Origin of the sequence: Streptomyces tibetensis (assembly GCF_007655005.1) — a bacterium.
GTDB lineage: Bacteria > Actinomycetota > Actinomycetes > Streptomycetales > Streptomycetaceae > Streptomyces > Streptomyces tibetensis.
The window spans coordinates 1-25,933 of sequence record NZ_SZVW01000026.1; the positions used below are offsets into that span (position 1 = coordinate 1).

At 69.7% G+C, this 25,933-nt stretch carries 18 protein-coding genes; 14 read left to right on the forward strand and 4 right to left on the reverse strand.

Features of this window, described 5'->3' with window-relative positions:
• Positions 1-53 precede the first annotated feature (53 nt).
• The 3 genes from FDO69_RS35055 to FDO69_RS35065 are packed head-to-tail and all read right to left on the reverse strand — an operon-like array spanning position 54 to position 6,157.
• Entirely contained in the window at positions 54-1,163 is a 1,110-nt protein-coding gene (locus FDO69_RS35055) for an ATP-binding domain-containing protein (RefSeq protein ID WP_240806345.1), read from the reverse strand.
• A gap of 12 nt (positions 1,164-1,175) precedes the next feature.
• On the reverse strand, positions 1,176-3,026 hold the full coding sequence (gene drmB / locus FDO69_RS35060; RefSeq protein WP_104786590.1) for a DUF1998 domain-containing protein: 1,851 nt from the start codon (positions 3,024-3,026) through the stop codon (positions 1,176-1,178).
• Positions 3,023-6,157, reverse strand: coding sequence for a helicase-related protein (locus tag FDO69_RS35065; RefSeq protein ID WP_104786593.1), 3,135 nt, complete (start codon positions 6,155-6,157; stop codon positions 3,023-3,025). Before FDO69_RS35065 ends, drmB begins: the two co-directional genes overlap by 4 nt.
• Before the next feature lie 132 nt (positions 6,158-6,289).
• Here FDO69_RS35065 and FDO69_RS35070 point away from each other — a divergent pair, with 132 nt between their 5' ends.
• Both FDO69_RS35070 and FDO69_RS35075 read left to right on the forward strand, forming a co-directional pair.
• Positions 6,290-8,224 carry a sigma-70 family RNA polymerase sigma factor gene (locus FDO69_RS35070; RefSeq protein WP_104786595.1) on the forward strand — a complete coding sequence of 645 codons (1,935 nt, stop codon included), beginning with the start codon at positions 6,290-6,292 and terminating at the stop codon, positions 8,222-8,224.
• Positions 8,225-8,311: 87 nt separating this feature from the next.
• Complete coding sequence (locus FDO69_RS35075; protein WP_104786597.1) at positions 8,312-10,468, forward strand: UvrD-helicase domain-containing protein; 2,157 nt, start codon at positions 8,312-8,314, stop codon at positions 10,466-10,468.
• A 48-nt stretch (positions 10,469-10,516) separates the two neighbouring features.
• On the opposite strand, the gene FDO69_RS42805 is transcribed toward FDO69_RS35075, so the two are convergent.
• Positions 10,517-10,639: a hypothetical protein gene (locus FDO69_RS42805; protein ID WP_267896270.1), complete on the reverse strand. Its 123-nt coding sequence runs from the start codon at positions 10,637-10,639 to the stop codon at positions 10,517-10,519.
• Between the two features lie 318 nt (positions 10,640-10,957).
• Between FDO69_RS42805 and FDO69_RS35080 the strand changes: the two genes are divergently transcribed.
• The 12 genes from FDO69_RS35080 (at position 10,958) to FDO69_RS35135 (ending at position 25,844) form a co-directional block, all read left to right on the forward strand.
• Positions 10,958-13,225, forward strand: coding sequence for a hypothetical protein (locus FDO69_RS35080; RefSeq protein ID WP_138430251.1), 2,268 nt, complete (start codon positions 10,958-10,960; stop codon positions 13,223-13,225).
• A complete protein-coding gene (locus FDO69_RS35085; protein ID WP_104786603.1) occupies positions 13,222-14,370 on the forward strand; it encodes a hypothetical protein in 1,149 nt (382 codons plus the stop codon). Before FDO69_RS35080 ends, FDO69_RS35085 begins: the two co-directional genes overlap by 4 nt.
• Positions 14,371-14,400: 30 nt before the next feature.
• Positions 14,401-15,276, forward strand: coding sequence for a hypothetical protein (locus tag FDO69_RS35090; RefSeq protein WP_104786605.1), 876 nt, complete (start codon positions 14,401-14,403; stop codon positions 15,274-15,276).
• Positions 15,277-15,287: 11 nt separating this feature from the next.
• Positions 15,288-15,761 (forward strand): hypothetical protein, encoded by a 474-nt coding sequence (locus FDO69_RS35095; protein ID WP_104786608.1) that lies wholly within the window; start codon positions 15,288-15,290, stop codon positions 15,759-15,761.
• A 424-nt stretch (positions 15,762-16,185) separates the two neighbouring features.
• Entirely contained in the window at positions 16,186-19,155 is a 2,970-nt protein-coding gene (locus FDO69_RS35100) for a CHAT domain-containing protein (protein ID WP_138430253.1), read from the forward strand.
• Positions 19,145-19,519 (forward strand): hypothetical protein, encoded by a 375-nt coding sequence (locus FDO69_RS35105; RefSeq protein WP_104786614.1) that lies wholly within the window; start codon positions 19,145-19,147, stop codon positions 19,517-19,519. The genes FDO69_RS35100 and FDO69_RS35105 overlap by 11 nt, the downstream gene beginning before the upstream one ends.
• Before the next feature lie 3 nt (positions 19,520-19,522).
• Entirely contained in the window at positions 19,523-21,154 is a 1,632-nt protein-coding gene (locus FDO69_RS35110) for a CATRA conflict system CASPASE/TPR repeat-associated protein (protein ID WP_104786617.1), read from the forward strand.
• A 633-nt stretch (positions 21,155-21,787) separates the two neighbouring features.
• A complete protein-coding gene (locus FDO69_RS35115) occupies positions 21,788-23,122 on the forward strand; it encodes a transcriptional regulator (RefSeq protein ID WP_104786619.1) in 1,335 nt (444 codons plus the stop codon).
• On the forward strand, positions 23,119-23,688 hold the full coding sequence (locus tag FDO69_RS35120) for a helix-turn-helix domain-containing protein (protein ID WP_413253742.1): 570 nt from the start codon (positions 23,119-23,121) through the stop codon (positions 23,686-23,688). Before FDO69_RS35115 ends, FDO69_RS35120 begins: the two co-directional genes overlap by 4 nt.
• Positions 23,689-24,186: 498 nt before the next feature.
• Complete coding sequence (locus FDO69_RS42460) at positions 24,187-24,579, forward strand: hypothetical protein (protein ID WP_234388231.1); 393 nt, start codon at positions 24,187-24,189, stop codon at positions 24,577-24,579.
• Positions 24,576-25,406: a hypothetical protein gene (locus FDO69_RS35130; protein ID WP_138430255.1), complete on the forward strand. Its 831-nt coding sequence runs from the start codon at positions 24,576-24,578 to the stop codon at positions 25,404-25,406. The genes FDO69_RS42460 and FDO69_RS35130 overlap by 4 nt, the downstream gene beginning before the upstream one ends.
• 126 nt (positions 25,407-25,532) lie before the next feature.
• Positions 25,533-25,844 carry a hypothetical protein gene (locus FDO69_RS35135; protein ID WP_104786624.1) on the forward strand — a complete coding sequence of 104 codons (312 nt, stop codon included), beginning with the start codon at positions 25,533-25,535 and terminating at the stop codon, positions 25,842-25,844.
• Positions 25,845-25,933 lie beyond the last annotated feature (89 nt).

The window sequence follows — 25,933 nt, forward strand, 5'->3', positions numbered from 1 at the left end:
CAGATCCTCGACCGTATCTGCCGCTACTGCGACAGGATCTCAAAACCAGGTCACTAGGCCATCGTGTCCGCGCCCCGGTCCCGGACCAGCTCCGTCGCCGGGAGGTGCACCAGCAGTGGCGGCTCCTTGTCCCCCGCGTATCCCAGGAACAGCCGGGTGCGCGCCCGGGTGACCAGGACGTAGTACAGCATCCGCAGACCGGCGCCGGTCGGGTCGTCTCCCGCGTCGAGGTGGGTGTCGGGGACGAACACCGTGTCGAACTCCAGGCCCTTGGCGCTCTTCCGGTTCAGGACGGTGACGCCGGGGCGGGTCAGGTCCAGGGTGCGGTAGCGGCCGGCTCCCTCACCGACGTAGGTCTGGAGGCGTGAGCGCGGAATGAGGCGCTCCAGACGCTCCGTCAGGTCCATCTGGTGCCGGGTGTGGCGGAGGATGACGCCGACGCGCTCGCCGGGCCGGGGCCCGGTGTACTCGGCGACGTGTGCCGCCACCTGTTGCGCGTTGCCGTAGCAGCGCAGAGAGGGCGTCGGGCCCGCACGGTCCGGGAGGGCCTGCCGGGCCCCGCCGACGTGGAAGCGGTCGGCCAGGGCTGCCACCGGGCGGGTGGTTCGGTGGGTTGCGGTCAGGTCGTGGCGGTTAGGGCCGGTGAGCAGGGAGCCGATCTCGGCGAGTGTGGACTGGGTGTCCGTGATGCGCTGGCACTCGTCGGCGAAGACGGTCGTACGGGCGCCGATCAGACGGCACAGCCGGTAGAAGTCCAACGGCAGGTCCTGACCCTCGTCGATCACCAGCAGCGGTCCGGTGCCGTGGTACCGGACGGCGGCCACCTGGAAGACGGCCACCCAGTCGAACCAGCCGTCGTCCGTCTGCGGTGTGGGGCGGCCCGTCAGCGCGCGGTGCCAGGCATGCAGCCAGCGGTGGACGGTCGACACGTCAAGGCCCTCCTCCGGACCGAGGGCTGCTGCCAGTGGCTCCAGTGACTGGCGGAGCAGGTTCGAGCGGGTCAGTAGGGTCACAGGCTCTCCGGTCAGGGCGAGCATCACCGCGCGCTGTACCGCGAGGACGCTCTTGCCCGATCCTGGTGGCCCGGTGACCAGGTGATGGCCGTCGAAGGGGAGGGAGGCCAGCACGTCCTGCTGGTCCGGGGTCAGCGAGAGGAAGTCCACTACCACCGGCCCTTACTCCTCCTGGTCCACCGCGGTCGCGCGGGCCGAGATGATCACGTCCTCGAAGAAGCCGGGGACCTCGCCACCGCCGACCACGAGGACCCGGTCCAAGAGGGTGTTGCCCGTTTCGCAGCTGGTCTCCGGGAGCAGGGCGCAGGCGTGGCAGGCGCCCCGGTTGAGGTTGCCGAAGCCCTGTCCGGAGTGTTCGGCGCACAGCGGGTCGGCGGAGCACCAGGCCGCGGCCTCGATCATGCGCAGCAGAGTCTCGGCGAGATGCGGTGGCTCGCCCTGCTGGACCAGGCCGCCGAGGGTGCCGGCCGCATCACCGGCCGCCGTGTACACGAGCAGCCCGGCCTGGTCGCGGTCGGCACGGGCGTAGACACGCTCCCGCAGACTCGCCGTGGTGTAGCCGGACTCGAACGACAGCTGCCGGATGAGCAGGTGCGCGAGCGTGTGGAGCAGCACGAATCGCGGGGCCAGCACCGTGCCGGTGTGTGCCTCCAGCCGGTCCTTCTGGAAGCTGCGGTCCAGGTCGGCGCGGATGCCGAGCACCCTGTTGCGTACGGCGGTGACGCGTTCCCAGTCGGTGAGACGTCCGGCGTCAAGGGTGAGGAAGACGCCCTCGCCGTAAACCTCGACCGCCGGGAGCCAGCGCAGACGGCGCGAGGTGTCGGCGGGTACGAAGGTGGCGTCGGGGGCGACCCGGGTGAACCCCTGCAGGGCTCGCACCTCCCGCAGCCGGTCGACGAGCACCACCTTGCCGATCCGCTCCCGCAGGGTCGTCCACGGCGCCTGGTTCTCCCCTGCCAGCCCCAGGTCGGTGTGCCGGACCACGAAGTCGCGGGTGGCCTCGGGCGCGGGCGCGGTGAGCGCCGCCCACTCCTCGCTGCTGAGGTCGGGGTAGACCGGCTGGTCCGGGGCGGCGATGGTGACGGGCGTGCCGGCTTCCTCGGCCAAGAGGGCGTCGATCAGTGCGTCATCGGCCTGGGTCTCCTGTTTGATCATCCCGCGCAGGGCCGGCGCGTTCGGGCCGTCCGGCGCGCTGCACAGGGCGAGCCACAGAGTACTGGCCCGGACCCGCCCGGCCGCCTCGCCCTCCCAGACCGGGGGTCCTTCGGCCTCAGGGATGTCCAGCGCGGAGTGCACCACGGGGTAGTAGAGGTTTCCAGCGGTGCGCTGCACGACCTGAACGGTCTCGCCGCAGTCAGCCCGTTCTGTCGCGCGCTGCCAGGGGTTACGTCCGGAGCAGCGCAGGCCGTGCGTGCCGAGGATGTCGAGGAGGTCCCGGGCGCCCCGGCACTTCGGCGCAGTACAGACGACTGACAGAGCCTCCAGGCCCGCGGCGCGCTGTTCAACGCGGAAGCTCAGCTGTGCCCGCGAATCCCGGGACTCCCGGGACGTGCAGGCCTGACGGTCCTCCGGGTCCAGCCGGGAGTGCGCCCAGAACCACCAGTCGACGTCGGAGAGGTGTCCCGCCTTGCAGATCTGCACGAACCGCATCGGGACGAGCGGGCGCCTCGGTGAGCACTGGGGGCACTGCGGAGGCGTGCCCGGGGTCTCGTCGGCGATGCGCCAGCGCCGCATACGGCGGCAGCTGCCGCAGAACAGCCAGTTCGGGAACCGGATGTACGGGGCCCCTGGCGCGTCCTGGTTGTCGTAACGGTCGTTGAGAGTCGGTGGGGCGGCGAAGAAACCGCTCACTCGCAGCCGTGCGGCCAGCCGGGGTGAGTCCACCGGCTGTCGTTTACGCGGCCAGTCCCCGATGCCGGTGGCGACGAACGATTCGCCCTGGATGTCCAGGACGGCCCCGACCCCGAACGGCAGTACGGTCTGCGCCTGGCGCACTCTCAGTTTGCGGCTCACCGGTCGGCTCCCTTCACCGTGACCTGGCACTCGCGGTCGACCGTGCGCAGGGAGTGCGGGGTCTCCCACAGGCCGCCGTACTGCTCGAAGTTCTTCAGCAGATTCAGGTGCCCCTTGCCCTGGCCCCGGTAGTACAGGGGTTTGTTCGCGTCCCGGGCCTCCTGGGCGCGGTGCTGCCACGCGGCGAGCAGCCCGTCGAGTTCGTCACCCACGGCCTGCGCGGCACGCGGGTCACTCGCCCGCACCCAGGCGACAAGCTCCTCGGCAAGCACCACGGCCCCCGGCAGGTGGTCCAGCAGCTCACCCGCCTGGTCCTCCGCCGAGAGTCCGAGACGGTGCCGCACGAGCACCACCAGCGCGGCGTGCAGGGCACGCCGGCGTGCCGGCACCGACCAGGGCGTGACGCTGGTCGGTTCGACGTGCCGGTACAGCGAGCGGTGGTAGACCCCGAAGGTCTCGTAGTGCGACCGGTCGCGCGGACGGGTGGCGTTGAAGAAGGTGACGACGAGACCGGGCACCTTGTCACGTCCCACACGGCTGGTGGCCTGGATGTATTCGGCGGTCGTCTTCGGCTGCCCCAGCATCAGCATCAGCGCGAGCCGCTTCACGTCCACGCCCACCGACAGCATGTTGGTGCAGGCAAGGAAGGAGATGGCCCCCGGCTCGGTCCAGGGCTTGGCCAACCGGTCCAGCAGCACGGGCTGTTCGGCCCGGTTCAGGTTGCTGGTGAGCTCCTGCACCTGCTGGTCCGTCAGCTCCCGGGCACCTGCGGCACCCCCCATTCCGGCGAGCTGGGCGGGGATGTCGTCCCCGGTCGCGGTGATCGTACGACCGAGCTCGCGCAGGCTGTGGTGGTAGGCGACGAGGGTCCAGTACGCGTCCCGGTGCTCCTCCGGCAGTTCGTACGCGCCCTGCAGCATCGCCGCCGCGGTGGCGACGGAGGCCCTGCCCGCGGTGTGCCCCTGGGCCATGACGCCCAGGTAGCGGCGGCCCCGTCGGCCGCGAGGGCTGGTGTCGGGTTCGGCGAAGTACGAGTGGCGTGCGTTGAGACCGGCGGACGGGAACAACTGCACGTCCCGGCCGTAGAGCCGGCGCACCTGCTCTCCCGAACGGCGGATGGTCGCCGTCGATGCCACCACCTTCGGGCCCCTGCCCTCCTGCACGCACAAGGACAACACCGCCGACTCGTACAGCCCGGTCAGCGAGCCGAGCGGGCCGGTAAGCAGGTGGAGTTCGTCCTGGATCACCAGGCTCGGCGGGAGGTTCTCCGCTCCCCCGGTGCCGAAGAGCCGCCCCGCCCTGGTCTCCCAGGCCAGACGCGCGAACTTGTCGACGGTGCCCAGGACGAAGGTCGGCGGCCGGTCGTAAAGGTGGTCGTCGACGACGGCGACGGGCAGCTCCTTATGGAAGAAGCACTCGTCGCGCGGACAGTAGAACGCGAAGGACGTGGCCGTGGCACGGATGCCGTAGTCGCCCCGGTCCGCGGACTTGGCGTGCGGCAGGATGCGCGTGCCGCACCAGGGGCAGCGGTCGAGGATGAAGGCCTCCCCCGGGTGCGCCGCGTCCCGCAGGTTGCCGAAGGCTTGTTCCGCGTCCGCGTAGCGGTTGGGCACCGTGGTGTCGCCGACCCACAGGCCGATGGAGAACGGCTCGCTGCCGAGCCGCCGCTCGTCCGGGCGGCGCAGCCGTTCCAGCGCGCAGACCAGGGTGGCGGCACGCTGGAACTGCTGAGTGGTGAGCAGGCTCAGGGTGTAGCGGCTGAGTACGGCTGTGCCGCCGCCGTCCTCCTGGAAGCGGCGCAGCACCATGACGAACGCGGCCAGCAGCAGGTAGGCCTCGGTCTTGCCGCCGCCCGTGGGAAACCAGATCAGGTCGACGGTGTCGCGGTCGGGGTGGCCTGGATCCACCGTGCCGTCCAAGGCCAGTAGTAAGAAGGCCAACTGGAAGGGACGCCACGCCGCTTCCGGATCGGGGTCGGGCTCGAGGAGCATGGCCGTGCGGCGTTCCCGGCGCTCACCGGCCTGATCGCGCGCGCTGTGCCGCATCTGCAGCGCCATGGCCCGGTTCGCGGTCCTGAAGGCCGCGAGGATCTCCGGGCGCCGCGGATCGCAGAGCGTCTCGATGCCCGACTCGATGCGCGTGACGGCGGCCTCGACTCCGGCCAGGATGCGGTCGGCGGCCGGGCGTCCCCAGGGCGGGACGTCGAGAGTGCGCTCCTCCTCGTACCAGGCCCGGTATCCGGCGGCGAACGCGCGGAGCTCCTCGCGCAGGTCGCCGACGGCCACCCGGTCGTCCGCGAGACGGGCCAGCCGCAGGACGGGCAGATCGGTCGGCCCAGCGGCCCGGACGTCGGGAACATCGACGTGCGGCAGCAACTCGGTGTTCAGACCCACCACTCGCCCGTCGGCGAGCACCTCTCCCACTGCGCATCCGTGGCCGACGGCGTAGGTGCGGACGTGGCGGTACTGCAGGCGCAGCTCCTGCTCCTCCTCGTCGCGGCTGATCAGCGTAGTGCTCGGGTACTGACGGATCCGGCCGCCCGGCATGGTGACACCCAGGCGCACCTGGAACAGCATCCGGTCCCAGGCGGGTGTGCGCCGGTCCTCGTCACCGGTCCGGGCGGCATTCGCCAGCCCGACGGTGACCAGGTGGCCTTCCCGGAAGGGCCTCCAGCGCACGGTGAGTTCACCCCGCCCGCCGAAGACCTCGACAGGGTTGTCGTCCTTGGGCCCGACGGGCTTGGTCTCCTCAGGCAGCGGCTCACGCCGCCACTGTCGGGCTCGTTCCCCCTGTTCGGTGAGGTAACGGGCAGCGGAGCAGGTGACCTGCAGTTCCGTGGCGTCGGTGTAGAAACTGATGCCCAGTGAGGAGGGCAGCCAGGAGTTGACGGAGGGCAGCGGGTCGACGGCCGGGTTCGTGTCCTCACGGACATCCTCCGTTCCCCGCCCCTCGTCATCGTCGTCCATGTCGCCCGCCAGGCGCAGTTGCCCGTGCAGGTCCGCATCGCGCGGGTAGAGGGTGCCGACGAGGTACTGGCGGTCGGGCGGGAACAGCAGGACCTCACGTTCACCGTCCGCCGGACCCATCAGCTGCATGCGCAAGTACGCGGTCAACTCGTCCCGTGGATCCATCGTGCCCCCTTGCAGCGGCCGGTACGAGCGCGGCCGTTCCCCACCCAGCGTCCCCACGCCGGGGCCAGGGATCCTAGCGCCGATTCCGGCACGTCAGGGCCGGTTGTCGTATCCCCGTGGCACAGTCGTCCCATGGCAGGCATGACGCCGGGCTTCCGGGGGGACAGGGAGCAGGGGATGCGGCTGGCGCTGGGGGCGCTGCTGAGACGGCTGCGCGAGCTGGCCACGGACGGGGCGGTGACGCGCGAGGAGTTCCTCGCGGCTGCTTCCGGCCTCGGTCTCAACGACGCCGAACTGGAACGCCTGACAGGCGAGTTGAAGAAACTTGGCATCAGAGTCGCGGCTCCTCGCCGTGCGGCGGCCGAGGTCGGCGGCCGCACGTCGCCGCTGCGGGCTGCGGTCGGGACCAGGGCGGCAACGGCGGTCCACGCTCCGACGAGGAGCAGGACGGCTCACACCGGCTCGACCAGAGCGACCGACGCGGGGCGCGCCACCGAAAACCGGTCGCTCGGCCCGATCGAACCGTCGAGGCGGAGGGAAGATCTCGGTCCGAGGATGGCGGCAGTGCTGAAGCTGGCCCAGCGCTACGCCGACTCTGCCGCCCCTGTCTCTCGCGTCATACCGGGACTGGCGCGACTGTGCGGGCTCGACAACGACGAGACTGGCCGGCTGGCAGCGGCGCTGGCTGGTCCGGCACGCGTGGAGTCGCCGGTACCGGTCCGTCGGCCCACCGCGCAGCCGCAGCAGGCCAGGCAGAAGGCGACACGCACGGAACCACCGCGCCCGGCGCCCAGCCGCGACGAGCAGCCGCAACAGGCCAGGCAGAAGGCGAAACGGGGCCTGGAGCCCTTGCCCGCCATCCCTGCCCAACCGTTTCCAGCCGTCAGGGAGAAGTGGTCGGCCGAGGTCTCCGCCGCCAGGTCACTGCTCGCGGAGCGCCGCTTTCTGCGCCGCCCGGCCAAACGCATCCTGACGGCACAGGAGGAAACCGGGCTGACTCTTTTGCTGCGCGGGTGGCCCACCACCTCAAGCTCCCAGGAGCCGACCGAGGGGGAACTCGCCGCCCTCCCACGCAGCGACGTCCGCCGCCAGGCCTACGAGGCTCTCGTCGAACACAATGTGGGCCTTGTCCACGAGCTGCGCAAGAAGTACACGGGCCAGGGCCTGGAGGACGAGGATCTGCTTCACCACGGGGTGCTCGGCCTGATGCACGCGATCTGCAAGTTCGACCCGGCCCGGGGCTTCAAGCTCTCGACCTATGCCTACCACTGGATCCGTCAGGCGATGACACGCGCGATAGCGGACTTCGGCAGCGCCATCCGCATTCCGGTGCACCTGCACGAGGAGATGCACAAGGTGGCCGCGGCCGAAGCCAAGCTGCATGCGCTGGGCCGTGCGGCCACCAAGGATGCTGTCGCCGTTGCCACGGGTCTCACGGTGACCCGTGTAGCGGAGATCCGCGGTGTCAGCAGAGTGACCGCTTCTCTCGACCGTGAACTGTTCGAGGGCGCCAATCTCGGCGACGCCCTCTCCTACGACCTGCCTTCTCTAGGGCCCGAAGACCTGCTGCACCCGCAGTGGTCGCGGGAGGACATCGAACAAAGGCTGCTGAGCAAGCTCGACGCCAAGTCGGCGGACATCCTGCGGCGGCGCAGCGGCCTGATCGACCAGGAAGTTCAGACCCTGGACGTGATCGGCTCCCTGTATGGCGTCACCAGGGAACGGATCCGCCAGCTCGAGACCAAGGCCCGGAACCGACTGACGGAGATCCTCGCGGAAGCAGAACAAGCCCACTCACACTCCGCCTCCAGGCAGCGGCCGAAGCATCGTCCACGCACCGCGATGCCGGCCCCCCGTAGGTTCCGGCCCTCCGCCGAGAGCGACGGGTTCTCCCCGCAGGCCGTGGAGCTGGCCGCGCGGCGCATGGCGTCCCACCTTGGTCGGACGGCCATCATCCGGCAGGCAGGACATCACGGCGCACACATCATCCGTGCGATCGCGGACGGCAGACTCCCCGGTTCCGCGGCGTCCACACGACTGCGCACGATCCTGACGGAGTACCGATAAGCCCTCTCTGGCCCCGGTCGGAGGCCTGCCGGCAGACAGGCCTCTGAGTAGGGTGTGCACATCGCACCGCGTGGGGAGGACGGTCCGTTGCCGCAGCTGGCTTTCGCCAACACCTTCTGGGACAAGTACGAGCAGTTGGAGAAGCCGGTCCGGGCAGGCGTACGGAAGGCGATGAAGAAGTTTCAGCAACTCACCGTCGCCGAACTGCACGCTGACAAGGGTCTGCACCTGGAGTCCGTGGTGAACGCCCGCGATTCGCGCCTGCGGACCATCAGGATCACCGACTTCTGGCGGGGCGTCGTCCTCGCACCCGACGAGGGCGGTGACACCTTCCTCCTTGTGAACGTCGTACAGCACGACAAGGCCTACGAGTGGGCCGCCAAGCGGCTCTACACGGTCAACACCGCCACGCGCGGCCTGGAAGTCCGCAATGTCGTCGCCATCGAGCAGCTCACCCCGGTGCTGGAGCAGACTGCGGCGAAGGCACAGGAGCGCTTGTTCGACGGCTTCTCGGACGCGTCCCTGACCCGGCTAGGCATCGACGAGGGAACGCTGCGCGCGGCCCGCACCATCACCGACAAGGCCCAGCTGGAGGCGTTCGCCTCATTGTTCCCCGAGGACCAGTTCGAGGTGCTGCAGTTCCTCGCCGAGGGGTTCGACGAAGACACGGTCTGGCGGGAGGTCGTAGCCGTGCGCCGTCCTGCGGACCCAGGGCCCTACGACCCCGACGACCTGTCGTCCGCCATCGCCAACACTCACAGCCGTATCACCGTGGTCACGGGAGCGGAGGAACTGGAGGACATCCTCACCAAGCCGTTCACCGCCTGGCGCATATTCCTCCACCCCACCCAGCGCCGTGTGGCCTACCGGGCGACCTATGCCGGCCCCGCCCAGGTCACCGGTGGTCCCGGCACGGGCAAGACCGTGGTGGCCCTGCACCGCGTGAAGCACCTGCTCCAGAGGTCGCCGCACGTAGGCAGGATCCTGCTCACCACGTACACGACCGCGCTGGCGAAGTCCCTAAGAGAGAACCTAGCGCTGCTCCTGGAGGACGATGCTCTGTTGAAGCGGGTCGATGTCACCACGGTCGATGCCTTGGCCCGGGACATCGTGCGCCGCCGCCGGGGCTCGGTGCCCAGGTTGTGCGACGACGCCGACGAACGCTTCCGCTGGCGCAAGATCCAGCAGACCCTCGGGCTGGAGTGGAACGAGCAGTTCCTCTCCCAGGAGTACCGGCACGTGGTGCTCGCCCAATCGATTTCCACCGAGGACGAGTATCTGCGAGCGGTGCGGCGCGGCAGGGGGTCGGCCCTGGGGCCGGTCAAGCGGGCGCGGGTGTGGCGGGCCATGAGGATGTTCGAGCAGGGCCTGCGCAAGGACGGGAAGTGCACCTACCTGCAGTTGTGCGCGGAGGCCGCCAGACTCTTGGGCGAACCGGGGGCAGGTGACCCGCCGTACGCCCATGTCGTGGTCGACGAGGCTCAGGACCTGCACCCGGTCCAGTGGCGGGTCCTGCGTGGAGCCGTCGCGCCAGGACCCGACGACCTGTTCATCACGGGGGACCCGCACCAGCGCATCTACGACTCGCGTGTCTCGCTGGGTTCTCTCGGTATCCCGGTCGCGGGCCGTTCCAGCCGGCTGCGCATCAACTACCGCAGCACGGAGGAGATCCTCCGGTGGGCGTCGGCCCTGATGGAGAACGAGCCAGTGGAGTCACTGTCGGGCGACGGCAAGGACTCACTGGCCGGTTACCGTTCCCTCCTGCACGGCCGTCGGCCCACGCTGAGGGATTTCCTCAGTGAGGACGCCGAGCTGAGCGCGGTCGTCGCTAAGATCCGTGAGTGGGTCGCAGGCGGCGCGGCACCGGCGGAGATCGCGGTTGCCGCCCGGTTCCACCAGACGCTGGACAAGGTCAAGGCGCGACTGGAACGCGCCGGGCTGCCCGCGGTTCTGGTCAGGGAGGGACCAGCGCAGCAGGATGCGGGAGTGCGGCTCGCCACTCTGCACGCGATGAAAGGCCTGGAGTTCCGGTGCGTAGCGGTGATCGGCGTGACAGCAGGCGCCTTCCCGTTCCCGCCGGCCGTCACGGCACCGAACGTGGACCGGCTCCAGCATGAAGCCGACATGCTGGCCGAACGCTGCCTTCTCTTCGTCGCCTGCACGCGTGCCCGCGAGGAACTGTACGTGTCCTACACAGGCAGTAGGAGTCGGTTCCTTCCGGCGACAGCTGACCTTGAGGGCTGAGCCTGCGGTTTCCATACGTGCTGCTTCAGCCGCGGGGGTTCCGTCCGCTTAAGAGTTGTCCTCCGGTCCGGCACCGGACGCCGTGCGCAGGCCGTGTCCCAGGGCGACCTGCGGGGCAGCGTTGTCGGCGTTCTCGACCGTGACCGTGAACTCGGTCCGCCCTCCGTCCACTTCTCAGGCGATCAACGTGGCCTGCTTCCCCAAAGTCTGATGCCGCAGCCGTACGCGCGAAAGCCATGTGTCGTCAGAGGGATCGAAGCGGTCGCTCGACGCCGTACCAGAACCTGTAGTTGTTGCCCCGCGTGCCCGCCCCGGGGCGAGAGTAATGGGAGTGGCGCGTCTCAATGACGGTTTCTCGCAGTGGTCGTCGTTTTCCGCGAACGCCCGGCAGCCCCACGGCTCTGCCCGCTACCTTGCCTGCCATATCGGGAGTGGTTTCCCGAACTGGTCCACAGGGGTACGGAACCAGTGTGTCACGCTAGGGGGGACATGTCTGATATATCCAGGGCTATCGATGCCCTGCTCGAAGCACGGTCACGTCAATTGCCCGCAGTGGAGCGTGAGAGCGCGCGATGGATGGCGCTCGGCGAGCAGCTGGACGAGCTGAGCGCAATCCTCGCCGACCTCCGCATGCACATAACTCTGGATCCTGAACTGGCCGGATCCCTTACGCTCCCTCAGCTGCCTGAGATAAGGGCTGATGTGGCCGAGACCGCCGATTCCTTCCGGATGATCGCCACCCGGTTCACCCGGGCCACGGTCAACCTGGGAGTGAGCGGTGCCGCCCGGATGGGCAAGAGCACGCTGCTGCAGTCGGTCTCCGGCCTGGACGACCAGCAGATCCCGACTGGTGACGGCATTCCGGTCACAGCCATCCGGAGCCGGATCTTTCATTCTCCCACGGTGCTCCGGGCCGAACTGGAGATGCACAGCCCGGAGAGCTTCCTCGCCGAGGTGATCGCCCCGCTGCACACGGCCCTCTCGTTACCTGCGCCCCCGCGCTCCCTGGAGCAGTTCGCCGACTGGAGCTACCCGGAGTCGTCGGAACAGACCCGCAGCCGCCTGCTGCTCACCAGGCTGCGCGAACTGCAGAGCGCTCTGCCCTCCTACAAGCACCTGCTGACCGGCGGTGTGAAGTCGGTCCCCCTTGAGGAGATCCGCCCCTACGTCGCCTACCCGACCGACGAGGAGATCAGGGCCGCTGGTCCCGGTGGGGTGCGGCGTGCCTACGCCGCGGTGCGCGAAGCCAGGATCGAGTGCCCCTTCCCGCACGAGCACGTCGCCCGGATCGGCATCGTCGACCTGCCCGGTCTGGGCGAGGTCACGGCGGACGCAGAGCAGCGCCATGTGGACGGGCTGCGCAACGAAGTCGACGCTGTACTGGTGGTCAAGCGCTCCTCCGAAACCTCCTCCTTCTTCGACGAGACCGACGCCTCCGGCATGGCGCTGCTGGACAGGGTTCGCGGGTTCGTGCGCAGCACTGGGGAGTTCACCTACGTGGTGCACAACATCGACCCGGACAAGCCGCATCTGGCTGAGAACCTCCGGGGAGATCTGCTGCGTAGCCTCAATGGCGGGGAGGCCGACCGCTTCTTCACCGTCTTTGAGACCGATGTACGCGATTCGGAGCGCGTCGGCCGTGATGTGCTGACCCCGCTGCTGAAGCGGCTGGCCGACGGGCTGCCGGTCATGGATGCCGAGGTGCTCGCCGGCACACGCGGCCGTGCCGGCGCAGTACGCGACCGGATCCGACTGCATCTCGCCGATCTACAGCGGGCGTTGAATCTGGTCGCGCGGCGCGCGGGAGTGCCGGAGGAGGTCAACGACGCCAAGGCCGATCAGTTGCGCAGCGGGGTCGCCAAGCGGCTGCGGGTGCTGGTCGCCGACCTCGCGGCGGAGGCGAACGGCTCCACCGACCCGGGATACGCCCAGGCCGTCGAAAACGCCTACGAAGGCGTACTGGACTGGATCGGTGATGGTTTCGGTCGCGGCGCGGACGTCTGGCGGGAGCTGGCACTCACCCGCATGATCACCGAGGGCCATCCGGCGGACTTCGCCGGACCCGAGTTCAACCGGATCCGGGTGGAGATCAGCCGCCGCTTCGCCGCACTCGACGACTTCTTCACCGACCGGCTCACCGACGCGTGGGACCGTACGGCGGAGGCCATCGCGGCCGAGTGCGGTGCGCTGTTCGCCGAGTCGGCCGACGGTGAGGAGGCTTCCGGCCAGGTGGTCTTGAAGCGCCTCGCGAAGCTGTTCGGGGAATCCTCGCAGCCCTGCCCGGGTCTGGCGGCGGCGGTGCACAGCCTGCTGGACGTGCGGCTGGAGTACCGCACCCTGCTCTACCCCAGGGTACGTCCCGACCTCGCTCCGCTGAACCTCCAGGTCACGCACCCCGACACCGGGGAAGAGATGCAGCAAGTGGCGGTGCCGCTGACCGAGGGGGGCGCCGAGGAGCTGTACGGCATCTTCAACGGTCTCGCCGAACAGGCCGCGTTCCGGATTCAGAAGTCGCTGTTGCGGGAGGCGGCGGTGCCCGCGGCCGTGGTGCACGCGTTGGTGGAGCAGTTCGAGGACACGTTGATCCGGTCCGGCACCTCGGTGCAGGAGTTCCGCCGCTTCGTCCGCAGCTACCGCAACGACCTGTGGCCGGAGGAGTTCCACGGCATCAACGAGGCCAACAGCCGCTTTGCGCGGGTGGTCGGGGTGTCCAAGGAGATTGCCGCCCTCGCCGAGCAGGGAGAGGAAGAACTGTGACGGATACCAACCGCCTGGTATTCGAGTACAAGATCGGCCTGCTGGCCCCGAGCCAGGTGGGCAAGAGCACCTTGATCGCCAGCCTGCTGTCGGAGGGGCAGCGGATGCTGAACCGGGAGACCACGGTGCAGTTGACCGCTGCCGACCGGCTCACCGGCAACCGGATTGCCAACGCCGACAATTCGGTTACCGGGGCGCTCAAGGCCCGGGTGTTTCGGCCGATGCTGATGCCCGGCACGAGTGACCCGTCGTGGTTCCGGCTGCTGCTGGAACCACGGGGCCATGATCTGCCCATCCGCTTCGACATCCTCGACTATCCTGGCGGCTGGCTGGAGAACGGCGGTGAGGGTCCGGAGCACGAGCAGAAGTGGAACGAGTGCGAGGCGTTCCTGGCCGACAGTTCGGTGCTCATCGTGCCGATCGACTCGGTACTCCTGATGGAGGCCAGAGCCGAAAACGCTGCCCTACTCACCGCGCATCTGGCGGTGTTCCAGATCAAGCAGGTCGTACTGCGCTGGGCCAAGAACCGCCGCGAGCGGGCTGGCGAGCCTGCCATGGTGGTCTTTTGTCCGGTCAAGTGCGAGACGTACCTGTCGGACAGCGGAAGCCTCCAGGACCAGGCCACGGACCTGAAGCACCAGGTCGTCGATCAGTTCAGCGAAGTGCTGGAGACGCTCCGGGAGGCCGCACCGCACGCGTCGGTCCGATACCTGCCGATCGACACCTACGGGTGCGTGGAGCTGGTCTCGGCCCGTTGGGTGCAGCGTCCGGGCGCTCCCGGCGACATCAAATTGGAACCGAAGTACCGGGTCCGGCCTCCCGGCACCATTGCCAGAAAGGGGCTGGAGGACCTGATCAGCCTGCTCTGCCGCCAGCTGGTCGACAGCGCGCGGATGCAGAGCGAGCAGACCGCCGCCCAGCGCGAGGCAACCGCCCGGTACTCCAGGGAGTACGCCGATCTACGCGAGGGCTTCTTCCGCGACCTGTGGCTCAAGGTCAGCGGGGAACGCGGCCGCCGCGAGCGCATCGCGGAAGCCGACCAAGAGCACTACCTCGAAGCCCATGAGACCACCAGGTCCCTCTTCGATGTCCTGGCGGCCCTGGGTGAGCGGCGGAGCAGCCCCCGCCTGCACCACCTCAGCTGACACGGTCGCCGAAGGTGAGAGGAACCCCTCGTGCAAGTGCACCTCCGTACGCGCTCACGCGCAATCGACTACGCATTCGTCAACTCGGCCCCTGACAGCCGCTGGTGGGACACCTACGCGGACTGGACTGCCACCGAGCGGCCGTGCCTCCACGCCGTCGCCGAGGACGGCGAGGGGCACTGGAGGGTCCTGCTCAGCGGCATCCCATCGGTCCGTACCGACTCCGGGGGCAGGCTCATCTATTACACCCTCGTCCTGGAGGGCGCGCACGACACCGCCGAGCAGGACGCGGCGATCGTCCTGAGTCTCGCCTCCTGCCTCCTGGCCGATCTCGACGAGGACGAGCAGGGCCGTGGGGTGCTGTCCGACCTCCTCGACGGCGTCTGCCCTGCCCCGGAGGTGGACCGGCTGCTCGCCGCACCCTCCGAATTCGCCATGGAACGAAAGGACCTGACCACCCGGCTGCTCGCGTCGGTGGCCTCCCTGGAACCGTTACCGCGCGACGCCCCGGCGGCCGGGCGCGCAACTTTCGACCGGTGGATCGCCGGACGGTCGGCCCCAGGTGCCTCGGCGGCCTTCCTGACTCGGCTGTCGGCGCTGCTCTCCGGGAAGGAACACGGGCAGGCACACCTGCTCAACCTGGTCTCCGAGGCAGAGGACGTGGCCGAGCTGTTCCCGGGACGGCTGGCGGTGCTCGTGGAGGGCGGCATGGTCGGTGACCCGGCCATGCCCCTTGAAAGGCTCCCGGAGCCGAAGGCGCCATCGGGACCGCCGGCTCCTCCGGGCTCCTCGGGAGCCCACCCAAAAGTACGGTGGCGGACACCGATGGCCCGGACATCGCTGGCCGCCTTGATACTCCTGTTGCTCCTGGCCGGGGTCTTTTGGATCTTCGGGGTCCCTTTCTGACACCGGGCAAGATGTACAGCGGCAGGGACGACCGGCTCATCAAAGTGCCACTGCCGGACCGCGAACTCGCGTTCTACAGCCGTCCGCGATACTCGGAGGAGTGGATCGAGGAGGACAGGAGGCTGGAATTCCGCTGTGAGTTCCAGTCCACCGACCAGGAGACCTGGCGACCGGTCCTGGCTCGGCTGCGGGCACGGCTGGCCGTCAGCTGGGGTGCAGGCATCCCCGGGCTCAGGCGGTTCGACCCGCCCAGGTTCGTGCTGGACAGGGTCGACGACCTGGACTTCGCTGTGGCGCTGGACGGGGAGCTGGTCTTCGACGCGGTGAAAGCCGTCCCCCAGGAAGATGGGTACTCACTCCTGATCCCGGACGGCTCCGGCCGCAGAGCCCGGGTCGTGGAGATCGTCCGCAACATGAGGAGCTCCCTGAGGCACATGACCGAGATCCGTTCCGGTCAGGACCCCACGCGGCCGCGCCTCCGGTAAGGCTGAGCCACACGCTCAGTCGGCAGCGGGGGCGGGAAGCGCCGCGTCCCACACCCGCCCGGCCACTCAGCATGGACCCAGTCTGAATGGGCGCCCTGGAGGGACAGCCCCTTCCTTACGATCACCAGGCTGCATTCGAGGTCGTAGCGGGCGCAGGGCTCGAACACGCAGAGCACCTCATCACCGTTCGGCCGCAGCGGTGCGGGCGTCCACGCCGCCGAGGCCGTGGCCGCCGACGGCGCCGTAGCGGGGAAGCTGTCCGGAGTCGGCCGGACCGCCGGGCGGCGGCGGCCGCCATGCGGTGCCATCCCTGGACGCCCCCACACGCGCCGGACGTGCGACACCGTGCGCCCCTGTACGCGGAGCCGCCGTGGTGGTTCGCTTCTCCCCAGCCCCGCCCCGTTCCCCGGCACAGGAGGGCGCGTTGACCGCTCCGGACCCCGAGGCAGCGTTGAGGCAACGCCTCGACGCTGCCCTGGCCGCCGAGGACGCCTCCGCTCTCACCACCCCGGACGCACTCGCCGCGGCCACGGAAACGGCCCGGACGGTCTTGACCGGCCTGTCGGCCCGGACGGGCCCGGCGGAACACCGGCCGTGGGCAGCCGACAGCGATGCACTGGCAGCGACGTCAGCGGCAGCGCTGCACCTGCTGGGCCTCTTTCACTGGTTCCGCTACCTCGGGCGCGCCGAGGACGAGGAGCAACGCCTCGACCGGGTGGCCGCGTCCTGGTGCTTCGCCGCCCTCGGCGACCGGGTTGAGTCCGAGATCCCCGCGGCCGCGCTCCCCGACGTCGTCTCCGTCCGCGCCTCGCGCGAACCGCCGCCCGCGTTGGAAGCCGACGTGGTGACGGCCCTGCGGTCTCACCTGTACGTCCTCGTCACAGAACTCCGCACCCACCACGACCGGCAGCTTCTGGAGGGCTTCCTGCGCACCTCGTGCACCCTGGCCGACCATCCCGTCACGCGACAGATATCCGACCAGGACGACGTCATGCGCGACCTCGGGAGCGCCGTGCTGCTCGCCGCCGAACTGAACCTGGACGGTCGTCGAGACCTCGGTGTGGAGATCTTCCGCGAGGTGCTCCTGCGCCCCGACAGTGACCCCTTGCTGCGCGCCCGCTACCGCCTCGTCCTCGCGCAGGCTCTCCCAGCACGTGCGGTACGCGTGGGTGACTCCGCACTCGCATGCGCGGCAGTCGAGGAAGCAGAGCTCGCCGATGCCTTCCTGAGCACGGCCGGGGATCCGTGGCTGCGCTACCTGGCGGCGACCACGCTCGGCGCGGCACTGCTGCGCAAGTACGAGCGCTTCGACGCCCACTCCGACATCACCGCCGCGGTCGAGGCTTTCAAGCGGGCGGTGGACATCGCCGCGGGCACTCTGTACCACGCCACCGCCCTGTCCAACTACTCCGAGGCCAAGCGGCTCGTGGACCCCTCCTCGGACATCGAACTGTCCGAGGCGGTCGATGCCGCCCGCGAGGCGGTGCGCATCATCCCGTCCGAAAGCCCCGCCCGGCGCCGCTGCCTGGCTGTGCTCACCAACGCCCTGCGGATGCGCTACGACGCGTCCCGCCGCCTCCACGACCTCGACGATGCGATCGCCCATGGACGGGAGTGCGTCGAGGGCAGTCGGCCGGACACCCCCGACGGCGTCGTCTTCCGTGTCGACCTGGCGAACTCGCTCCAGTACAAGGCAGAAATCGCCGAGCACCCGCGGCCCTTCCGACTCGAGGCCGCCGTGCTCCTGGAAGAGGCGGTCTCGTCCCCCGCCGGGCGTCTTCAGGTGCGGCTGACCGCTGCACGCGCGTGGGGTCGGCTCGCCGCCGAGGAAGAGGACTGGCCGACCTCCGAGGCCGCCTATCGCAAGGCTCTTCAGATCCGCGGGGCCATGAGCCAGACCCACCTGGAACCCGCCGACCGCGAGCACCTGCTGACCCTCTTCGAGGATCTGGTCACCGATGCTGCCGCCGCGGCGCTGGAAGCCGGACGGACGGACGCGGCGGTGGAGCGTCTTGAGGAGGGCCGCGGTGTCCTGCTGGCCCAGATGGCCGACGACTGGGACTTGGAGGCACTCGACCGCGCCCACCCCCGCCTGGCGGCGGACCTCCGGGCCGAGGACCGGCGACGGCACGAGGCCGGCCTGCCCGGGCAGCGCACCGGCGACTCGGCCGGTGACGGGGAAGACGCGGAGTGCTCTGACGTACTCGCCAGTATCCGGCGGCTCCCCGGTTTCGAGTCCTTCCGCTTACCCCTGCCGACTGACACCTCGGTGGGCTCTGATCCCGACCCCACGGTGCTGATCAATGTCAGCGGGCACCGCTCCGACGCCCTTGTCATCCGCGCCGGGGGAGGGAGGGACCGTGTCGAGGTGGTCCCGCTGCCCGGGGTCACGCCGGAGGAGGTGGACGAGCAGGTGGCCCTGTGGTGGGACCCGGACGAGGCCGATCGCTCGGCCCGCCTCAGGGAAGTCCAGACATGGTTGTGGCGGCAAGTCGTCGGGCCCGTCCTCTCCCACCTCGGGCAGGGGGACTTGCCGACACGACCTGCAGCGTCTTGGCCCCGGCTCCACTGGTGTCCGACCGGCCGCCTGACCCTGCTCCCCCTGCACGCGGCGCTCGACCCGGTCACCGAGACGTGCGCGATCGACCGGGTCGTCTCCTCGTATGTTCCTAGCCTTCGCATGCTGCGCCAGGCACGCCGGCGGGCAGCCGAGAGCGCACGTGCGGGCGGAGAGTCGATCACCGTCGTTGCGATGGAGAACACAGCGGGGCAGCGCCGCCTCAAAGCCACCGGGCGGGCGGCCGTCGGCATCGCCGCTTCGTACGGCGTCCAGCCCCTGGTCAACGAGACGGCCGTATCGGACCGAGTGGCGGTGGAACTCGGCCGGAACGCCTGGGCCGTCATCACCGCTCACACCGACGTGGCCGCGGACAACCCCAGCGACTCCGGCCTCCTACTCCACGACGCGCGGCTGAGCGTCGCCGAGATCAGGGCACGCCGCTTCGGCAGTGGCCGTACCGGATGCCTGCTGCTCACCTGCTTCGGCGGTTTCGCGGGCCATCGGTTCGTCAACGAGGTCGCCCACCTGGGGACAGCGTTCCAGGTCGCGGGCTTCCCCCACGTGTTGAGCTCGCTCATGCCCGCACGCGATCACATTGCGGCGGACATCGCCCGCCGCCTGTTCACCCCCTCACCCACGGGTGCCCGCCGGCACCTGGAACAGATCGATCCCGCGCTGGCCCTCCACGACGCCGTGCGCGGCATCCGGAATCTCGTGCCGCGCGAGCCCCAGCTCTGGGCTACTTACGTCCACTTCGGCCCGACGCGACCCGCTGTCCCGAGGTTCTCTGACGCCCGTGAAACCTTCCGAGGGGATGCCTCTCATGGCCGATGACAACCGGTCCGCCGCCTGGGACGCCCTGTATGCCGCGGTCCTCTCCCATCTGAGCGCTCCGGAGGAGTGGAACCTTCTGGGCGCCGCCTCCTGGTCGCGCGTCCACGAGGAAATCCGCAGTCTGAAGTCCGCGTTCGAGCAGGATGCGCTGGCCGAGGCCCAGGACGCCTTCGGGCGTCTGCTGACGCTCACGTCCCCGCCCATGGCCCGGCCCGCCCTGTCCGAAGACCCCGAACCCGAACAGTTCACCGAGGCCCCCGCAGATGTCCTTGCGCTGGTCAACACCTTCATCAAAGACGTGTCCGCCCACCCACCCAGCGATGTGCAGCGTCCCCCGGATCCGCTTCCCCGCCTTGGTGACTGACCGGTGACCAGCCTCGCGCTGCACAGCCGCGCGCTCCTCGTCCTGGCCGTCGCCGACCCTGATGAACCGCAGGCAGTCGACGCGGTGCGGCGGCTCTGGGAGAACTGCGAGAGCTTCGCCATGCACGCCCCGTTGGCACGGTGGGGCCTTGAGACGCCGTTCCCGGCGCAGCAGAAGCTCGCCGAGGAACTCGCCCGCACCATCGGCGGCGGGACGGAGCTCATAGGGGCGCGCGAACGCCCCCGGATACCGGGCGACGACAGACCTTCCCTCTACCAGGCGTTCCTGTTCATCGAGCAAGATCTGCTGGGGGTTATGGCAATGCTGGCTCCCGGCGACGACGAAGTCGGCAGTTGGGAGGACCTGGACAGACGGTGGTCCGAGCGCCTCGGCCCCTTCTCCGCCGAGCCGCTGCTGGGCCTGCATTACGTCCACTCGGCACTCGCCGCCGCCCCGGGCGCTGATTCCCGCGACACACCGGACGGGGAGAGAGTCCTGGCGTCCGAAGACTCAGCCACAGCTGCCGCCGTCCTCTTGGCCCGGGACATCCCCGGTCTGCGGGAGGGAACCCAGCGGCAGCAGTGGCACCGCACGGCCGAGGGAGTGCTCGTGTGGCATGCCAAGCCGAGCCAGCAGGACCGACTCCCGGCGCGGGACCGCCGCATCGTCGCGCTCGCGGACGCGGAGGCGGAGGGAGCGCTGGATGAGTGGCTCTGGCAGCCCCGCGACCGGCACACGCTGGCCCCGTTCGTGCGGTACCTGGTCCATGCGGGGAGGATGCGCCGTCAGATGGCCACCTATCTCCAAGGCCGCGACTTCGGTGAACTTCGGCGCCTGCTGACCGAACGGTGCGACCAACTCGCCAGACTGCACCGGCGGTTCATCGAGAACGAGTCCGCAGCGCTCTTCGATGAGCTGCTGCGCTCCCAGGCCCTGCTGAAGAACCTGCAAGTCGGCGAGACCGGCCTGGTCCGCACCTTGACCCTTCGCCGCTCTGCGCTGCGCTCCGTGGAGATCGCCCTCCACTCGATGGAGGAGGCTGTTCCACTGCCCGCCGAGGTCAGGCCGGACTCGTTGTTCGACGCCGACCGCCGAGCGGGCACCCGCTTCCGGCGCATGGTGGAGGATGACTGCGCCTATCTGGGCGACGTCCGGGAGCAGGTGAGCGAGATGGTCCGGATCGCCGAGACCACGATCGTCAGCCGGCTCAACCGGCGCGAGCAGTGGTTGGCCTTGCTACAGACGGCGTTCCTCGGGGCGCTGCTGATGGGGCTGGCGGCCGTGCAGGCACTCGGCTACCGCGTTCCCGCGCCCGGCTACCTGCAGACCTCTCTCATCGCTTTTCTCTCCGTCCTCGCCCTGGCCGTGCCGCTGGCCGCGTCTCGCGTGGCGTCGGGCCGCGCCGCGCCCCCACCGGTGTCCGGGCCGCTCGCCCACGTCGATGCGGCGGTCGGCCTGGCCTTGGGTGCGACCAGCGGCTGGCTGCTCGTCACCGCACTGCGGACAGTCGTCGGCGCCGGGCCGTCGCCGCCGTGGCTGTCCCTCACGGCCGCCGCGGCGGCCACAACGGCAGTCGCGGCCGCTGGGTGGTACCGCCGACGCGCACGGACGCCAGCGCGGGTGCATCGGCGGTAGTGGCAGGCGCGGGCAATGCCAGCGGCAGACGAGTCGGGCTGTACGCCGGGTATTCCTGACGCACCCTTCTGACCTGCGGCTTCGCGGATCGGATCGGCTGTGACCTGCTAGGTCGGGTTGCAGAGGCGACCGGAGGCAGTCAGAGGAAACCGCTCTGATTCGACCCCGATTCGAACCGAGCTGCTCGGAGCCGATCAGAGGCAATCGCCCTCTGTTTTGGTCCGAGTCGGCCCAGGTCAGACGGCGTTGATCAGGCTGTGGACCCGCTGACGGCACTCGGAATCGATCTCGGTCGAGCCGCGATGGGGACGCCTGCCTCCAGCACCGCAGCCAGGCATACGAATGCCTCCAGGATGGCCATCCTGGAGGCTTCGCTGGCACCGATTGGAGGTCGGTACCGGACACCACCCGTGGTTTTAGCGGGCCTGGGTGGCGTCTCTGTCCTTGCGGGACGGCTCCACAGTGCCACACAGCACCCACCAGACAGGTTCTCTCCGACGGCCATTTCACCCAGGCGAGCGACTGGGTCTTCACTATCTACCTACGGCTGCAGCCGATCTCATTCTGCTCGGGGATCTCACCGGTCGCTATGCGGCGGGCAGTTACAGCAGGCTCGCCTCCGACGGCCAGAGCGTGTCCCTGCGCGGGAACCGTCAGGGCGCGGCCGAACACGGGCACCGGATCACGGCGGCCATCGCCTGCCATGTCGCTCGCGCTCGCGGCACCGTCGAGCAGCTGACGCAGCTGTTGCTGCACCCCGATCACGAAGGCGGGCGGCACGCCCGAAGCATCGCGCTGCGCTCCGGGCAATCGCGTGCCCTGGCGTACATCGGCCGGGTGTGGGCCAGTGCCTCGGCCGCGGTTAGCCGCACGAGGGTGCTGGAATCGCGGCACCACGCGTACGAGGTGCTTGCCGCGCTGCGCGACCGCATCGAGACGACGCCCTGGCGTGGGGAACGTGGGCGGACCGCACTGCGGGTCCTGCGAGCGCATCTGAACTTCGCCCAGATCGCGGGCGGTCCCCTGCACCACGCCAGCGAGCGGCAGACCGCGGAGGAAGCGGGGATATCCCGCACGACCCTCCGGGTCGTCTACGAGACCGTCCTCAAACCATGGGGCTGGCTGCGACGTCTGCGCGTCGGCCACGGCCGCGAGGGCTCGACCTGGTATCTCGCCGAGGGCAGCGCCGACCGCCACAGCACCCCCGTAGCGCAATCTCGTTTCCGAACCACTCAGTACCCCCCCGACCTGGCACTTGAGGAGTGGCCCACCTCTGAGACGGGCACGACGGCCGACCTCGACTCCACCGTCATCGGCCGGCTGATGGGCCACGACGCCTTCGCCCACCGCGGGCTCGGCAGCGCCGCACTGGTGGTCATCGGTGCACTGCACGCCCGGCCAGCGCAGACGGTCGCCGAGCTTGTCGGCTCGTCCTCCGTCTCCCGCGCCACCCTCTACCGCGCCTTGCGGCGCCTGGCCGACCACGGCCTGGTCCACCACAGCGGTGAGACCTGGACCCTGGCACCTCATGCCTTGGAGGGCTTCGGTGACCGCCCCCTGGAGGCTGCGGCCGAAGAGATCTCCGAGCCGGCCCGCGGCTGGGACGCAGTCGCGGCGCGGCACGGGACCGCGGGCGTCGCGTCCCGGCGCAAGGCGGTGCACGCCGCCGAGCGCACGGCGTACCAACGGGCTCTGGAGCGGCTGTCGGAGCACCGCAGCAAGGCCGTGGTGATCGTCCGCGACGGGCGCCAGATCGTGATTCCCGCGCCACGCCCCGACGAGGTTCCCACCGCGTGGCACGCCCCGGACGGCTGTGTCCTCGATCCGGTCACCGGCCGCGCCGTACCCGACTGGCGGATCGCCACCGATGGACGGCTGATCCTCATCACCCCCGCCGACCAGCGCAGTTACGACGAGCTGGCCGCCGCCCATGCCGAAGCCCGCAGCGAATGGGAGTCCGCAGCGTGAACCCACCCCCTCCACCCACGGCCGATCACGACGATCAGGTCACCGCGCAAGCACTGCGGGAGCAGTACGAGTCCGGCTCCACCGTGGACCAACTCGCGGCGAGCAGTGGCCTGTCCTACGGCACGGTCCTCAACCGGCTGCACGAGGCCGGGACCGAGATGCGCACCTCGTGGCAGACGCGCAGGCTGCGCGACGGGCAAGCCCGCCGCAACCTCGCCGCCCGGCTGCGCCGCCTCTACGAGCAACAGGGCGCCACACTCGCGGAGTTGGCCGTAGCCGGATCCGTGACGCGACGTGCCGCGCGGCGGCTGCTGATCGAGGCCGGTGGCACGCCCCGCACCACCCTGCAGACACTGCGCATCCGCTCCGCAGCCGATGCCGCACGGCGAACGAAGCTCGCGGAGTCTTTGCGGGCGCGGTACGAGGCTGGCGCCACGGTGCCGGACCTGGCCGGCGAGTGCAACTACTCCGTCGGCACCGTCTACCGGCTCCTGCACCAGGCAGGCACCCACATGCGCCCCAAGCACAACCACGGCCCGGCCCGCACCCCGAGGAAACGGTCATGAGCGCCCTCAAACGGGTCCCCGGCCAGGCCCGGCAGGTCACGGGAGCGACGGCGGGCCATCCCGAATACAGCGCTGCTCGGGGTCCTCCTTCGCCCACGCTCAGCAGCCGCCGAACGTCGGCCTTCTCGCCGACGCCCGCACGTCAACGCACCTTTCCGATTCAGGAGATCAAGCACTCGTGAGTGAGAACACCCGTACCAAGACCCTGGCCGCGGCCGCGGCCAGCGCCTGGGACGCCTTCGTCATCGTGGTCGGCATGCTCAAGGGCGGCACCGGCAAGACCACCTCCGCCTGGTTCATCGCCCTCTACTACGCAGTCGTCCTCGACCTGCCCACCCTGCTGCTGGACGCCGACGCGACCAGCCAGTCCGCCTACGACTGGTTCAAGGTCGCCCAGGCCGCCGGCTTCGAGATCCCCCCAACCTGGTCATCGAGCGCTACCCCTTCGATGACATTGCCGAGTACATCCGCACCAAGCGCGCCGAGTTCGGCGCGATCGTGGTCGACGCCGGCGGCGGCAGCACCCGCATCTTCCACGAGGCTGTTACCGAGGCGAACCTGCTGCTCGTGCCAGTCGCCCCCACCAAGATCGAGCGCCGCAAGCTGGTGGCCACGTTCGACGAGGCCGAGCGCGCCGCTGCCCGCAATGAGCGCGGCGTCACCGCCCATGTGGTGATGGTCAAGGCCGACGACCGCACCAGCCTGCCCAGCCGGGCGAAGCAGCAGCTGCTGGAGCCTGCCGAGGGCGAGGGCATCGGTTCGGACCGCGACGAGGCGTTCCCGCTCGCCGAGACCACTATCCACTCCTGGGTGCACTACATGGAGGCCTTCGGCGAGGTCCCGACCGAACTGAGCGAGTACGCCAACCTGATGAAGGAGCTGACCGCATGAGCGAGAAGAACGACAGGCCGAAGCCTCCCGCCCGCCGCACCGGCGGGCGGGCCCTGGGCGGGGCCAAGAAGACGGCCCCGCCGCCCCCGCCGCCAGCCGCCGAGCTCACACCCGAACAGTTCGCCGCCGAACAGGCCGACGCCCAGGGCGAAGGGCATCCGGCCGTCGATGAGGCCGAGGCCCAGCGGCCTTCCACGGCCCCCGTGGAGACCGGGGCGCAGGGTAAGCCGACCGTCGACGCCGTACTGAGCGCCCCCGTGCAGGCACCGACCGCCCAGCGGGATCACCCGGCCGCAGGAGTGCCCGCCATGCAGTCTGCTCACTCTGGGCATTCGACGCATGGGCACGGGCAGTTCGCGGCTCATTCTGCCGTGCCCGCAGCGCCCGCGGCTCAGTCCACACAGCTGATCGAGCAGGTTCCGCAGGCCGGTCTGTCTCACGCCATCCCCACGACAGCTGGGGTGCTACCGACCGCCGAGGTTGCCGTGCGGCACGCCGTTTCTCCGGTCCCGGGCGGTACGGCCTTCCCGGTGAGGAGCGATGTTGCGGTATCTCACCAGGAGCAGAACGCGCGATCGGAGGCAGCACCCAGCGAGGGAGCCCCGTGGGCTCAGGGACCCGGCCGCCCCAAGGACATTCCCAACACAGCTGCCGTTCTCAACCAGCGCATCATCACGCGCGAGAGCCTGAACTCCTCCGTGCCGACCGCGCTGAAGCTGAAGAAGCGCATCAAGCGCTTCGCGCTGGACAACGAACTCGACCACCTGCCCATCGGCGACATCGTCTCGGTCGCCCTGGACGAATGGCTCACCGCCCGCGGCTTCTGACACGCCATACGGCACACGGGGTGGCCGCCACTTCGCTGAGTGCGCGGCCGCCCCTTCCGCCGACTATCCCGATAGGCCACTAGGCGGCTAACTAGCCGCCTAGTCAGACCGACCGGAGGAACCTCCGTGCCCGATCTCTCCCACCATGCCCGTCGCCTCCGTGACATAGCCGACGCGCTCGGAGCCCAGTCCAGACCCACCGACGATCCGCTCACCCCACATCCCGAGACCGCGGCGGTCATCGCCGACCGTCACATCAAACGCGGACAGCTCAACTACGCCGTCCCCGACATCCTCCAGCTCCAGCGACGCATCCGCCGCTACAACGCCGACCATGGCACGCCCCACGGCGATACCGTCGCCATAGCCCTCGACATCTGGCTCCGCGCCAAGGGCTACCCACCGGACCTCACCCCGTTCAAACCACAGGCTCCATAAACCGTCTGCCGCCCGGCCCCTCAACTGCCCTGGAATTTCTCGCCCCGTAGTCCTCTGTGCTGTGCAGGCCACCGAGGACCGGCGAGATC